The organism is Arthrobacter pityocampae (assembly GCF_002927275.1).
GTDB classification, from domain to species: Bacteria; Actinomycetota; Actinomycetes; order Actinomycetales; family Micrococcaceae; genus Arthrobacter_D; species Arthrobacter_D pityocampae.
The window spans coordinates 68,640-81,724 of sequence record NZ_PRKW01000006.1; the positions used below are offsets into that span (position 1 = coordinate 68,640).

General features: G+C 69.9%; 12 protein-coding genes and 1 tRNA gene. 5 read left to right on the forward strand and 8 right to left on the reverse strand.

The features are described 5' to 3' along the window. The 4 genes from C4K88_RS14305 to C4K88_RS14320 form a co-directional block, all read right to left on the reverse strand. Nucleotides 1-456 (reverse strand): hypothetical protein, encoded by a 456-nt coding sequence (locus tag C4K88_RS14305; protein WP_104122321.1) that lies wholly within the window; start codon nt 454-456, stop codon nt 1-3. Nucleotides 457-463: 7 nt separating this feature from the next. Continuing rightward, nucleotides 464-1,147 carry a bacterial proteasome activator family protein gene (locus tag C4K88_RS14310; RefSeq protein WP_104122322.1) on the reverse strand — a complete coding sequence of 228 codons (684 nt, stop codon included), beginning with the start codon at nt 1,145-1,147 and terminating at the stop codon, nt 464-466. 119 nt (nt 1,148-1,266) lie between these two features. Then, a complete protein-coding gene (locus tag C4K88_RS14315; RefSeq protein WP_104122323.1) occupies nt 1,267-1,869 on the reverse strand; it encodes a response regulator transcription factor in 603 nt (200 codons plus the stop codon). Then, complete coding sequence (locus C4K88_RS14320; RefSeq protein WP_206604378.1) at nt 1,866-3,236, reverse strand: sensor histidine kinase; 1,371 nt, start codon at nt 3,234-3,236, stop codon at nt 1,866-1,868. The genes C4K88_RS14315 and C4K88_RS14320 overlap by 4 nt, the downstream gene beginning before the upstream one ends. Before the next feature lie 113 nt (nt 3,237-3,349). Between C4K88_RS14320 and C4K88_RS14325 the strand changes: the two genes are divergently transcribed. Both C4K88_RS14325 and C4K88_RS14330 read left to right on the forward strand, forming a co-directional pair. Next, nucleotides 3,350-4,354 carry an ABC transporter ATP-binding protein gene (locus C4K88_RS14325; RefSeq protein WP_104122324.1) on the forward strand — a complete coding sequence of 335 codons (1,005 nt, stop codon included), beginning with the start codon at nt 3,350-3,352 and terminating at the stop codon, nt 4,352-4,354. 36 nt (nt 4,355-4,390) lie between these two features. Next, nucleotides 4,391-5,167, forward strand: a complete 777-nt coding sequence (locus C4K88_RS14330) for an ABC transporter permease (RefSeq protein WP_104122325.1) — start codon at nt 4,391-4,393, stop codon at nt 5,165-5,167. Between the two features lie 64 nt (nt 5,168-5,231). Here C4K88_RS14330 and C4K88_RS14335 read toward each other — a convergent pair whose 3' ends face one another. The 3 genes from C4K88_RS14335 to C4K88_RS14345 form a co-directional block, all read right to left on the reverse strand. Continuing rightward, nucleotides 5,232-5,441 (reverse strand): YbdD/YjiX family protein, encoded by a 210-nt coding sequence (locus tag C4K88_RS14335; RefSeq protein WP_174705252.1) that lies wholly within the window; start codon nt 5,439-5,441, stop codon nt 5,232-5,234. After that, entirely contained in the window at nt 5,441-7,717 is a 2,277-nt protein-coding gene (locus C4K88_RS14340; protein ID WP_104122326.1) for a carbon starvation CstA family protein, read from the reverse strand. Before C4K88_RS14340 ends, C4K88_RS14335 begins: the two co-directional genes overlap by 1 nt. 191 nt (nt 7,718-7,908) lie before the next feature. Next, nucleotides 7,909-8,883, reverse strand: a complete 975-nt coding sequence (locus tag C4K88_RS14345) for an NAD(P)H-quinone oxidoreductase (protein WP_104122530.1) — start codon at nt 8,881-8,883, stop codon at nt 7,909-7,911. A gap of 63 nt (nt 8,884-8,946) precedes the next feature. On the opposite strand from C4K88_RS14345, the gene C4K88_RS14350 reads away from it, so the two are divergent. Beyond that, a tRNA-Ser gene (locus C4K88_RS14350) sits at nt 8,947-9,034 on the forward strand. Nucleotides 9,035-9,083: 49 nt separating this feature from the next. On the opposite strand, the gene C4K88_RS14355 is transcribed toward C4K88_RS14350, so the two are convergent. Then, a complete protein-coding gene (locus C4K88_RS14355) occupies nt 9,084-10,520 on the reverse strand; it encodes a DUF2252 domain-containing protein (protein WP_104122327.1) in 1,437 nt (478 codons plus the stop codon). 317 nt (nt 10,521-10,837) lie between these two features. On the opposite strand from C4K88_RS14355, the gene C4K88_RS14360 reads away from it, so the two are divergent. Beyond that, entirely contained in the window at nt 10,838-12,439 is a 1,602-nt protein-coding gene (locus tag C4K88_RS14360) for an MFS transporter (protein ID WP_104122328.1), read from the forward strand. A 226-nt stretch (nt 12,440-12,665) separates the two neighbouring features. Then, nucleotides 12,666-13,079 (forward strand): septum formation family protein, encoded by a 414-nt coding sequence (locus tag C4K88_RS14365; protein WP_167399058.1) that lies wholly within the window; start codon nt 12,666-12,668, stop codon nt 13,077-13,079. The last annotated feature ends 6 nt before the right edge of the window (nt 13,080-13,085 follow it).

Genomic DNA, 13,085 nt, shown 5'->3' on the forward strand with positions numbered 1-13,085 from the left:
CTACCGGCCGCCCGGCATGGCCCGCTCGGCCTCCTCGACGTCCTCCGCTACGAGCTGCGCGCGACGCCGGACGTTGTCGAGCCCGGACGAGGCGACACCCCATCGTGCGCCGTCGAGCCTCGTCATCGCGGCTGCCTCCGCGGTCGTCGCGAGGGTGTTCCCGGCCCGGGACAGCGCCCGGTGCACCTGCAGGAGGGCCCCCGGAATATCGAGACCAGTACTCGGCGAGGACGCCTGGGCACTCACGCAGACCGCCCGCACGCGCGGCAGCAAGGCACCGAGCTCGTCGGCGATCCCCACGAGTTCGTTGTAGACGTCATCGTCCTCGATGCCCTCGAGGATCTGGTGGTAGCGGTCCAGACCGCGGCGGAAGCGGTCATGTGCGCGGCGCCAGACCCCGGTACCGAGCTCGGCGTCGTCCCTGCGACCCTGCCGGGCCGCTGCGAAGAGAGCCATCCGCCCGTTACAGGTACTGGCCGGGGCCGTGGCCCTCGGCCTGCTGCGACGCGGCCTGACGGCCGGGAGGGGTGCGCTTCGGTTCGCCGTCCTCGCCGATGACCACCCCGGGGGCGATCACGGTGCCGGGCGGGAGCTCCCGGAGCTGGAGGCGGGCGGCCAGCTGCTGGTTGGCCATCTGCTGCGCCGCGAGCGCCGTCTGGATGCCGTGGAAGAGGCCCTCGAGCCAGCCCACGAGCTGCGCCTGCGCGACGCGCAGCTCGGCGTCGGTGGGCACCGTGTCCTCGTCGAAGGGCAGATTGATGCGGTGCAGCTCCTCGACCAGCTCCGGTGCGAGGCCGTCCTCGAGCTCCCGCATCGAACGCTCGTGGATGGAGGCGAGGCGGGTGCGGCCGGCGTCGTCGAGCGGCGCACTGCGCACCTCCTCCAGCAGCTGCTTGAGCATGGTGCCGATCCGCATGACCTTGGCGGGTTCGTCGACGAGGTCCGCGAGCGACGTCGTGTGCCCGTCCGTCGATGCTGGGGTGCTCTCGCCCTCAGCCGGTGCACCACTGTCCGGGGCGGCGTCACCCGGAGCAGCGTCACCATGGGTAGCGCCGTCCGGGGCAGGTACGCCGGCGGACGCGAGCTGATCCGGGGCGTCCGCCGCGGGCACCGGAGCGGACGGACCGGCCGGCTGCTGTTCAGTCATCCCGCTATGCTCCCACAACCGTCGTGGGCCGGGCAGATCAGGGCCCACCCGCGGACCGGCGCCGCGTCACGGCGCGACATCCGGTGTGGCCCTCCGGATGCGCGAAGCCCCGGGGCAGGTCAGATCCAGCCCTGCTCCCAGGCGAGCGTCGAGGCCTCATGGCGCGACGTCGCGCCCAGCTTGGTCATCGCGGAGGACACATAGTTCCGGACCGTGCCCGGCGCCAGGTGCAGCTCGCGGGCGATCGTCTGCAGACTGGCGCCCTGCCGACCGTGCCGGAGCACATCGAGTTCACGGACGGTGAGCGGACACGATTCTCCGGAGAGGGCGCTCGCGGCGATGTCCGGATCCACGTAACGGCGGCCGGCGGCGACATCCCGGATGACATTCGCCAGCTGGTCGGCAGGAGTGGACTTCGGGACGAAGCCGGACACCCTGCTCGCCAGAGCCCGTCGCAGCACGCCGGGCCGGGCATGCCGGGTGACGATCACCACGCGCGTAGCGACCGTCCGGAGGATCTCCTCCGCGGTGTAGATGCCGTCAGTCGGGGGCATCTCGAGGTCCAGGACGCACACGTCGGGGGCGTGCTTCCTCGCGAGGCGCACGGCGTCGGTCCCGTTGTCCGTGCTCGCCACTACTTCCAGGTCGGGCTCCAGCCCCAGCAGCGCCACGAGCGCGCCCCGGATGAGATGCTCGTCGTCGGCGAGGACCACCCGGATCACCGAGGACTCCACGGGGAACCGCCCGGGCGTGCAGGCGTGGCGGAGGGGACCCCGGCCGCCTCGGCCCGCGGGCCCGACGCCTGCACAGCCGCGACGGGGACAGCAGCGGTCGTCGGATCACCGGTACGTGGTTGCCGGGGCGTCCTGGCCGTGAGCCGGAAGGAAGCGCCTTCCTGCCGGGTCTCGACCCGCCCCCCGACGGCTTCGAACCGACGGCGCAGCCCATCGATGCCGGACCCGCCCGTGCGGGCATCCTCGTGGTCGCACACGCCGTCGTTCAGCACGGTCAGGACGGACCCGACGCCGGAGCGGACGAGACACAGCGTCACGGTGGTCGCCTCGCTGTGGCGGAGGATGTTGGTCGTGGCTTCACGGATCACCAGGCCGAACAGGGTCCTCTCCTCGGGAGGCAGCGCTCCGGCGTCGACGTCCACCGAGCACTCGATGTCCGCGGCGCGGAGGACTTCCGCGGCATTGGCCGCCTCGGACGCGAGGGACACCGTGCGGTACCCGTGCACGAGGGCGCGGGTGTCCTCCAGTGCGGTCCGGGCCAGTTGCTGCGCCTCGGCGATCTGGATACGGGCGGCCGCGGGATCGACGTCGAGCAGTCGGCCTGCGAGTTCCGTCTTGAGTGCGATCACCTGGAGGTGGTGCCCCTGGATGTCGTGCAGATCGGCGGCGAAGCGCAGCCGCTCCTTGGTGACGGCAAGCTCTCCGGACGTGCGGCGGCTGTCATCGAGGCGCAGCACGATGTCCCACCACCAGATGCTCGCCACGAAGAGGGCCGGAGACATCAGCGCCCAGATCGCCAGGGCGACCAGCGAGCCGTCCTCCCAGGAGGGTCCGCCGATGCTCTGCCCCAGCAGGATGCCGAGCGGACCGTGCGCGAGGAGGACGGCGAACCCGACACCGAGGATCGACCACCGGGCACGCCGGCCGACGACGACCGCCAGCGCATTGCACGCCAACCAGAGTGGAACGGCCCCGGCCCACAGGGCCTGCGGCTGAAGGAGACAGACGAACCAGAGTGCACCAGCCGGCAGGAGCAGGCTCAGGGTGTGGTGGCGGGCCGGCAGTCCGCCACCGAGTCCGGTCTTGAAGAACCAGCAGTAGCGGACCAGCGATGCCGTTGACGCCGTCACGAGCATGACGATCACGAGGTCGAGCGGCTGCACCCCGAACCCGTCGCCACCGAGCAGTACCAGGGTGGCGACCACATTGACGAAGAGCCCCCAGGCCGCGATCGTCACAACCGTGTAGCGCCAGGTCGCACGGACCCCGCGGCCCATCTCCGGTACGGCCGCGGTGCCCTGCTCCTCCGTCGTCTCCCGGTCCCGGGTCCTGCCTCGAGCAGTCAGAAGCGCCATGCTTCCCATCGTAGATGGATGACATTTGTCACGGTCCCGGCGTGGGAATCATGGCGTGGGGTCGTGACGGACGGCCACTGACGCGTGCCCGGCCGGCTGGTGAGGATTGAACCATGACCACATCACCCAGCACCCGGGCATTCCCGTTCAGGCACGGACATCGAACCGCCGGTGGAGCGCCGGCCGACACCATCGCGGTCTCGGCCGAGGGCTTGCGCTGCGCCTACGGCTCGTACGAGGCGGTCCGCGGCATCGACCTGTCCATCCGGAACGGGGAGTTCTTCGCCCTGCTCGGCACCAACGGCGCGGGCAAGACCACCACCATGGAGACGCTCGAGGGGCACCGCGCAGCGACCTCCGGCCGGGTGTCCGTCCTGGGTGGCGACCCCCACCGGGACAGGGCCTCGATCCGGCCCCGCCTCGGGATCATGCTGCAGGAGGCCGGGTTCGCCGACGACCTCACCGTCGAGGAGACCTGCCGCCTCTGGCTCCGTCTCTCGGCGGCCCCGCGGTCCAGGAGTCAGGCCCAGACCATCGCCACCGGCCTGGAGCTCCTCGATCTCACAGCGAAGGCAACCACACGCGTCAAGATGCTCTCGGGCGGACAGCGGCGCCGCCTCGACCTGCTCCTCGCCACAGCGAACGAACCGGACCTCCTGTTCCTCGACGAACCGACCACGGGCCTCGACCCGGAGTCCCGGGAACGGACCTGGGATCTCGTTCAGGGCCTGAACGATGCCGGGACCACGGTGGTCCTGACGACCCACTACCTCGAGGAGGCTGAACGCTACGCGGACCGCCTCGCGATCATGCACGACGGCCGGATCGCCGTGGAAGGCACCCTTCCGGAGGTGCTGGGACGTGAACCGTCGGTGATCTCCTTCGAGGTGGAGGCGTCCGTCGACGTCCTGCAGCTCGGGGGCCTCGGGTTGTCCCCCGACTTCACTCCGACCCCTCATAGCACCCGGGTGAGCGTGCACTCCATGGACCTCCAGCAGGACCTCTGGACGGTCCTGTCCTGGGCGGACGGCAACCGTATCCGCTTGGACCGCCTGTCCGCCTCGGAGGCCTCTCTCGCCGCGGTCTTCCGCCGGGTCAGCAACGGCGATGCAGCCTAGCCCCTCCGATCCGCCAGCCCACGACAGGAAAGACCCATGAGCACCCTCGCACCGATCCCGGCGGCCACGCCCCACAGCCCCTCAGCCGCAAGCCGCGTCACCTCGATCGCCCTGATGGAGCTGCGCATCATCTTCCGGAACAAGACGGTGCTCCTGGGTGCCGTCCTCATGCCGATCGCCATGGCCGTGTACTTCTTCTACTTCGGCGCGGAGCAGATGGTCAGCCCCGCATCGACCGCCGTCATGGCCGGGTTGACCCTCATGGCCGTCGCCCTGCTCGGCGTGTACCTGACAGCGACGACGACGATGGCGACACGACGCGAAGAGCTCTTCCTCAAGCGGCTGCGCAGCGGTGAGTCGTCCGACGCCGTCATCTGGCTCGGCATGCTGGTGCCGATCGTCACCCTCGTGGCCGGCCAGCTCGCCGTCATCGCAGTCGGGTTCGGCATGGCGGGGATGGACGCTCCCGCGCGGCCGCTCGTGGTGCTCGGCGCCGTCCTCGGCTTCCTCGCCCTGTGCGCGACGGTGGGCATGTTCACGAGCATCTACACGCCGTCGGCCGCTGCCGCGCAGATCACCACCCTCCCCTTCTTCGCAGTGGTCTTCGCCTCCTTCTTCTGGACCGCCTTCGACGACGGCTTCGAAACCCTGTCCCGGCTGACCCCGGGCGGCGCGCTGCAGAACCTTCTGATGGCCGGCTGGGGCGCGATCCCACTGGATGTGTCGACGGCGGGCGCTGCGGCCGCTCTCCTGGCCTGGATCGTCGTGCCCTACCTGGTCGCCTCCAGACGCTTCCGGTGGGAGAAACGCTGAGTCTGGTGGACGACGAAGCCCGACGCCGATCGGTCGGCGTCGGGCTTCGTGCGTGAGATTCCGCCTAGCAGCAGCGGCCCTCGGGGTTGGCGTCCTGGCGGTCCATCTTGTCCCGCCAGAACTCCCGCTCGGTCATGGGCAGGCCACCGGCGTGCGTCCGCTCGTGATGGTCGAGATACGCCTGGTACGCGTTCTCCCCCATGATGCCCTTGAACAGCCAGGCCACCTCCCGTGCGGTGTCCCGTGCCCGGGTGAGGACCTGCGGCATGGTCATCAGTGGCCCGTCCTGGCCGGACGTCCGCCGGGTTCGAGGGCGGCCCACCGGGCTTCCAGCTCCTTCTCGGCGGGGGTGGCGATCAGCCCGGCCGGCGCGAAGACCCGGGAGGCCACGGGAGGGTCCTCGGAGTCCGTTCCGCCGCCGGCCCGGTACGACCGGATGGTGGCGAGGATCGCCGTCGCGATGACGATGATGGACAGCACCACGAAGACGATCGACAGCGTGCCCTGGATGAAGGTGTTGCGGACCACCGCCTCCATGGCGGCGACGGTCTTCGCCGTGCCGAAGCTCTCGTCCCCCGCGGCGAGCGCGTCGCGGAACGCCGCATGCTGCGCCCAGTAGCCGATGGCCGGCACCGGCGAGAAGATCTTCAGGAACGACGCCGTGATGGTCACCACCGCGGCGAAGGCCAGTGGCACCGCGGGGATCCACAGGAACCTGAAGAACCCGCGCTTGGCGCAGATCGCCATGCAGACCGCGAGGGCGATCGCCGCGAGCAGCTGGTTCGCGATGCCGAAGAGCGGGAACAGCGTGTTGATGCCGCCCAGCGGGTCCGTGACACCCATGATGAGGATCGCTCCCCACCCGGCCACCATGATCGCCGTGCAGATCCACGCGCCGGTACGCCAGGAGGTGTCGCGGAAACGGGGGACGAAGTTGCCGATGCTGTCCTGCAGCATGAAGCGCGCCACGCGGGTACCGGCGTCGACCGCCGTGAGGATGAACAGGGCCTCGAACATGATGGCGAAGTGGTACCAGAAAGCCATCATGTTCGCGCCGCCGAAGACACCCTGCATGATCTGCGCGATACCGACCGCCAGGGTCGGAGCCCCACCGGTCCTGGAGACGATCGACTCCTCGCCGACGTTGGAGGCCATGGTGCTGAGCGCTTCGGGGGTCAGGCTGACGCCGGTCAGGCCGAGGCCGTTGACGAACGCCACCGCTCCCTCGATGGTGCCGCCCGTCGCCGCCGCCGAGGAGTTCATGGCGAAGTAGATGCCGCGGTCGATCGACAGCGCGGCAACCAGCGCCATGATCGCCACGAAGGATTCCATGAGCATGCCGCCGTAGCCGATGAAGCGGGTCTGGCGCTCCTTCTCGATCATCTTCGGGGTGGTGCCGGAAGCGATGAGGGCGTGGAACCCGGACAGCGCGCCGCACGCGATCGTGACGAAGAGGAAGGGGAACAGCGTGCCGGCGACGACCGGACCCTGACCCGTGGTCGCGTACTCGGTGACCGCCGGGACGCTGATCTCCGGGCGGGTGACGATGATCGCGACGGCGAGCATGATGATCGTGCCGATCTTCATGAAGGTGGAGAGGTAGTCACGCGGGGCGAGCAGGAGCCAGACCGGCAGGACGGCGGCGATGAACCCGTAGATGATGATGCCCCAGGCGATCGTGATGCGGTCCAGCGTGAAGAGTTCGACGCCCCAAGCGGTCTCGGAGATCCAGCCGCCACCGATGATGGCGAGCAGCAGCAGCACGAACCCGATCACGGATACCTCGGTGACCCTGCCGGGGCGGAGGTAGCGCAGGTAGACGCCCATGAAGAGGGCGATCGGGATGGTCATGGAGACGGAGAAGACGCCCCACGGGCTCTCGCCGAGGGCGTTCACGACGACGAGGGCGAGGATCGCGACGATGATGATCATGATTGCGAGGGTGGCGATGAGCGCGGCGGTCCCGCCGATGACGCCGAGTTCCTCACGGGCCATCTGCCCGAGCGAGCGCCCACCGCGACGCATGGAGAAGAACATCACGAGGTAGTCCTGCACCGCGCCCGCGAAGATCACCCCGATGATGATCCACAGGGTCCCGGGGAGGTAGCCCATCTGGGCTGCGAGCACCGGTCCCACGAGGGGGCCGGCTCCGGCGATGGCGGCGAAGTGGTGACCGAAGAGGACCCGGCGGTCGGTGGCCGCATGATCCTTGCCGTCGGCCTTGTACTCGGCGGGGGTCGCCCGGCGGTCGTCGGGCTTCAGCAGGTTCCGCTCGATGAACTTCGAGTAGAACCGGTAGGCGATCAGGTAGGTACAGACTGCCGCGAAGACGAACCAGATCGCATTGACCGTCTCCCCACGGACGATCGCGAGGACGGCCCAGGAGACACCGCCGAGAAGGGCGATGCCCAGCCAGAGGGCGATCTTCGCCGGCGTCCACCGGCGGTCTTCCGCTTCGGCCTGCTGCGGGTCAACGGCGACCGGCGGCAGGTCCGGATCCGTCACCAGCACGTCCGCGTGCCGGTGGGATCCGTTCTGCTTGTTGTTCATGGTGCTCCTCGGGGGGCGAGAGTGTGATGCTCCCGAAGGGTAGCAAGCTAGTGAGGCGTACATCACACTGCAAGCCCAGGCGCGGGGTGGTTGCGCCCAACGTACGCGTACCTGCGGCGAATGGGGGAGGGTGTCCGGCACCCGACGTCGCGCGACGGCGACCCCCGTCGTCGGACCGCTGCCCGGCGCACCTACGCCAGTGTCAACAGGATCTTGCCCGTGTGCTCCCCGGAATCGAAGTAGGTGTGGGCGTCCGCGACCTCCGCGAGCGGGAACGTCCGGTCCACGAAGGGCCGCACCGCCCCCGAGGCCACGAGGGGCCAGACGTTCTCCTGCACCGCGCGCATGATCGCGGTTTTCTCGGTCACCGGACGGGAGCGCAGCGTGGTGCCGGCCACGCTCGCCCGCTTGCCCATCAGGGCCGCGAGGTCGAGTTCCGCCCTGGCCCCGCCCTGCAGGCCGATCACCACGAGCCGCCCGCCCGTCGCGAGCGCCTCGATGTTGCGTGCCAGGTACGCCGCCCCGACGACGTCGAGGATGACGTCCGCACCGTGACCGTCCGTCGCGGCCACGACCTCGGCGACGAAATCCTGGTCCCGGTAGTTGATCAGGGAGTCGACGCCCAGGGACCGGGCGACGTCGAGCTTGGCCGTCGATCCTGCCGTCACGTGCGGCACCGCACCGAGCGCGAGGCCCACCTGGATCGCCATGAGACCGATCCCGCCGGACGCCCCGTGGATCAGGACGTGGTCGCCTGCCGCGAGGCCGGCCTGCAGGACGAGGTTGGACCAGACGGTGGCCGCCGTCTCGGGGAGCGCCGCGGCCTCCACGAGGCCCACGCCTGAGGGCGCGGGGACCACCTGCCCCGCCGGCACCGCGACCTGCTCGGCGTACCCGCCGCCGGCCAGCAGCGCGACGACGGCGTCCCCGACGGCGAACCCCGAGTCCCCCGGATCGGCCACGTGTCCGGACACTTCCAGCCCCGGGACGTCGGACGCGCCGGCGGGCGGCGGATAGAGGCCGCGCCGTTGCTGTACGTCGGCGCGGTTGAGGCCCGCGGCGACGACGTCGACGAGCACCTCGCCGGCCGCCGGGACCGGCGCGGGCACCTCCCGCACCGTCAGGACCTCAGGCCCACCCGCTCCCTCGATCACGACTGCTCGCACGTCGGCCTCCACTCCCTGCTCGGTATTTGGGCACCACCTTCACCTCATGAAACACTAGCGGCGGGAAGGTTGTCCGAGCGGCCGAAGGAGCTGGTCTTGAAAACCAGTGGGCGGTTACCCCGTCTCAAGGGTTCGAATCCCTTACCTTCCGCAAGAAACATGGCAGCGACGAGGTCATCTCCGGAAGCGGCACCGGCGGCCTAGACGGCGTCGGCTGCCTCCAGACGTCCCGAACGGACCGCCTCGGCGAAGGCCTCGTAGTCGCGGTCGTTCTGGACGGCGTAGCGTTGCGAGAAATCGGTGATGGAGCGGTCGAACGTGTCGCCCTTGCCGAGGTAGGCGTCGATCGCGACCGGGTCGCCGGAGCGGGCGTGGGCCCGGGCCAGGGTCCAGCCGCAGGCGTCGGCGTAGAACCTCATGGCCAGCGGCTTCATCCCCTCGACGACGGCACTGCCCTTCATGTCGCGCAGCTGCCGCCAGTACAGGTATCGGTTGTCCTGCACCCCCTTGGTCCACCCCAGGAAGATGTCACTCGCGGCCTGCATCATCCGCTGCCCCTGCACCACGCGCTCGCCCGGCTGCCGGTACCGGCTCTTCGGCAGATGGTCCTCGAGCACCGACCGTGTGGCCTCCTTGACCTGCAGGAACAGGGGATCCTGCTGGTCACGGCCCTGGAGCAGGACGATGAACGCCCGCGTCCCCACGCTGCCGACCCCCACGACCTTCCGGGCGACATCGACGACCTCGAAGCGCTCCAGCAGCCGGCGCCGATCGGCGGGCAGGGTGGCACGGTAGGCCCGGAGCTGTTCACGGAGCGCCGGCCCCGCCTCCTCCGCCGACATCCCGTACGCACTTTCCAGCTCGCGCAGCGGAACCACGATCGGCGGCTGGCTGACGATCCGGTACTGCCCGTCCACGAGCTCGGCAAGCTTGGACAGAGCATGCAGGCTGTCCCGGGTGCGCGCCTTGTCCACGTTCCGCCGCGCCGCCTCCGCCCCGCGCTGCGCCTTCTTCAGGGCCTTGCCCTTCTGGGACCGCACGGCCAGGTCCACAGCTTCCAGCAACTGCTCCTCGGACAGGCGGGCGTACCAGATGTCCAGGGTGCGCATCCGGGCGAAATCGGCCATCGCCTCGCGGTAGGACCGCACCGCCGCGAGTGTCACGTCGCGCACCTCGTCCGCGGTGAACGCGTTGTTGCGTGCCGCGATCGTGAAGCTCGCGGCCATGCGCTTGACGTCGTACTCGAACGGTCCGGGGAGGGTCTCGTCGAAGTCGTTCAGGTCGAACAGCAGGGTCCGCTCCGGGGAGGCGAAGACGCCGAAGTTGGACAGGTGGGCATCCCCGCAGAGCTGGGAGACCAGGCCCGCCCGCGGCGTGTCCTTCAGGTCCGCGGCCATGATCCTGGCCGCACCCCGATAGAACGTGAACGGTGAGACCAGCATCCGGCCGTGCCGCACCGGCACGAGATCCTGGTCGCGGGTGAGGTTCTGTTCCTCGAGCAGCGCGACCGGATCCGGTCGGTCGGTGGCCGGCGCCCACGCCTTGTGTCCGGAGCGCGGGGACTGCTCCCGGCACGCCCTGCCCTTCGCGGCACGTTCCTCCACACTCTGGTGCTCCACCTTGGTCACTACGGCCATGATCGGTGGCCTCCCTCTTCCGTCAGGGGCCCGTCCCCGGCACCAGGGGCCCGGGTCGGTCCGTGCTCGGCGCTCCTGCGCGGACTGTCGTCGTATCCGGCAGCCACCCGCCGGATGGGACGAGTGCACCGCACGTCACGGTAGCGCCGGAGAGGGTCCTGAGCCTCCTCCTCCGAGGGTGATCATCCCGGTGGTGGGCCTCGACGACGGAAGGGCTTTGGCCTCTGTCGGGGCCTTGCCCGCGGGTAGAGGGTGGGTCGGGCAGGGCGACGTGTCCGCCCCGCACATCCGAACCCGGCGAGTCGAGCAGGTCCCTGATGAATCCTCCGAACGACGGCGACGTCCAGACGACGCCGTTCAACCAACGACTCGCCATGCTGCTGGCGACGGCGATGTTCGTCCTCGTGGTCGACACATCGATCATGAACGTCTCGATCTCCGCGGTGGTGGACGACATCGGCGCGACCGTCAGCGGACTCCAGTCGACGATCGCCCTCGAGGCGCTGGTCTCAGCGGCTTTCATCCTGATCGGCGGCAAGATCGGCGACCTCATCGGGCGCAAGCGGGCGTACGTGGTCGGGCTGTGCTGCTACGCCGTCGGCGCCGTGGCGATGACCCTGGCTCAGAGCCTCCTCCCGATTCTCATCTTCTGGGCCCTGATCGGCGGCCTGGGCGCCTCGCTCCTCCTGCCCGCCATGCAGTCCCTCATCCACGGAAACTTCGAGGGGGACGCCCAGAAGCGGGTCTACGCCCTGGTCGGCGCCTCGGCAGCAGTCGCCGCCGCCGTCGGGCCCCTGCTCGGTGGGTTCATCACGACGTTCCTGTCCTGGCGCGTCGCATTCCTGTTGGAGGCCGTCCTCATCGGGGTCGTCCTCCTGGGGGTCAAGCGGGTCCGCGACGTCCCGTACACGGGGCCCCGGGAGCTGGACATCATCGGATCGATCCTGTCCATCGTGGGTATGGGCGGTGTGGTGCTCGGCATCCTGGTGTGGCAGGAAGGCGGCGAAGCGGTGGGAGCCCTCCTGGCCGTCGGTGTCGTGGGGCTGGGCAGCCTGGTCTACTGGCTCGTCCAGCGCAAACGCCACGGCAAGCCGACACTGCTGGACCCGGAACTGTTCCGGGCCAAGACCTTCCGTCTCGGCGCCACCGGCCAGATGCTCCAGCAGATCGCCCTGGGCGGGACGATGATCGTGCTGCCCATCTATCTGCAGATGGTGCTCGGCTACAACGCGATGCAGTCGGGGCTCTCCATCGCCCCGCTGTCCCTCACCATGTTCGTCGTCGCCCTCCTGATCGGGAAGAAGCCCGGCGGGCGGCGCCCTGCGAGCCTCATCCGGTCGGGCTTCCTGCTGCTACTCGTGGGTCTGGCACTGCTGATCCCGGTGGTTCCGCGGGCGGATTCCGGCTGGTGGCTCCTGATACCGCTGGTCCTCGCCGGGGCGGGCCTGGGGCTCCTGGTGTCCCAGCTCAACAACTACACCCTGTCCCCCATCTCGGACGAGCGCGTGAGCGAGGCGGCCAGCGTCAACTCGGCCGCCGGGTCCTTCGGCCTGTCGTTCGGGCTCGCCTTCGCCGGCGGCATCATGCTGGCCTCGCTCGCGACCATCTTCACCGGCCTGGCGACCTCCAGCGAGGTCCTCCCGCCTTCGGAGCAGCAGCAGGTCGCGACGGCATTGGAGGAGGACGCCGAGGTGCTGAGCAACGCGCAACTCGAGGAACTCCTCGTGGGCCAGCCGGAGGACATCCAGGACGAGATCATCCGCATCAACACCGAGGCACGGCCCCTGGCCCTCCAGATCGCCCTCCTCGTCCCCATCCTCGCCGGGCTCGCCGGGCTCGGCATGTCCCTCCGCATGATGCGGATCCCCGACGCGAAGCCCGCCGGCACCGGGACCGGCGGCGGGAGCGTCCTCGGCTGACTCGTCGGCCGCGGGCCCGGTGCACAACCCGCCGGCCGCGGGCCCGCCGTCGTGCCCCACGCCGTCGTGTACTGTCCCGAGGAGCAGCGGCGCCACGGGTGCGTGGCCTGACAACGGGGATCCAATGCGCAGTGGGCAGGGAAGACGGGCGTCACCACGCCGCCCGGGTAGGACGGCGTCGGTCGCCGGAGCGGTCGCGGCAACCGCCCTGATCGCAGGATGCACCATGCCGGCCCCGGACGAGCCGGAGCGTCGCTCCGACAGCGTGGAAACGGCCCCGGCCGGGACCTCCCCGATCGCGGTCGGCGATTGCATCGACGATCCGGGCATGACGCCTCGCGCGGACATCCCCGTCATCCCGTGCAATGAACAGCACGTGTTCGAGGCCTTCTCCACCACCGACATGCCCGACGGCGAGTATCCCGGCCTGGGCGAGGCGACCGCCGCCGCGGCCGATTTCTGTGCCGCGGAGTTCAGGACCTTCGTCGGCGTGGACCACGACGCCTCCGTCCTCGAACTGCTCTACTTCTATCCCGTCGAGGAGAGCTGGAACGCCGAGGGCGATCGGGAGATCCTGTGCTTCGTCGCGGAGGAGGGGGAGACCCCGGTGACGGGGACGCTCCAGGATGCCGCCAGATAGCAGCAT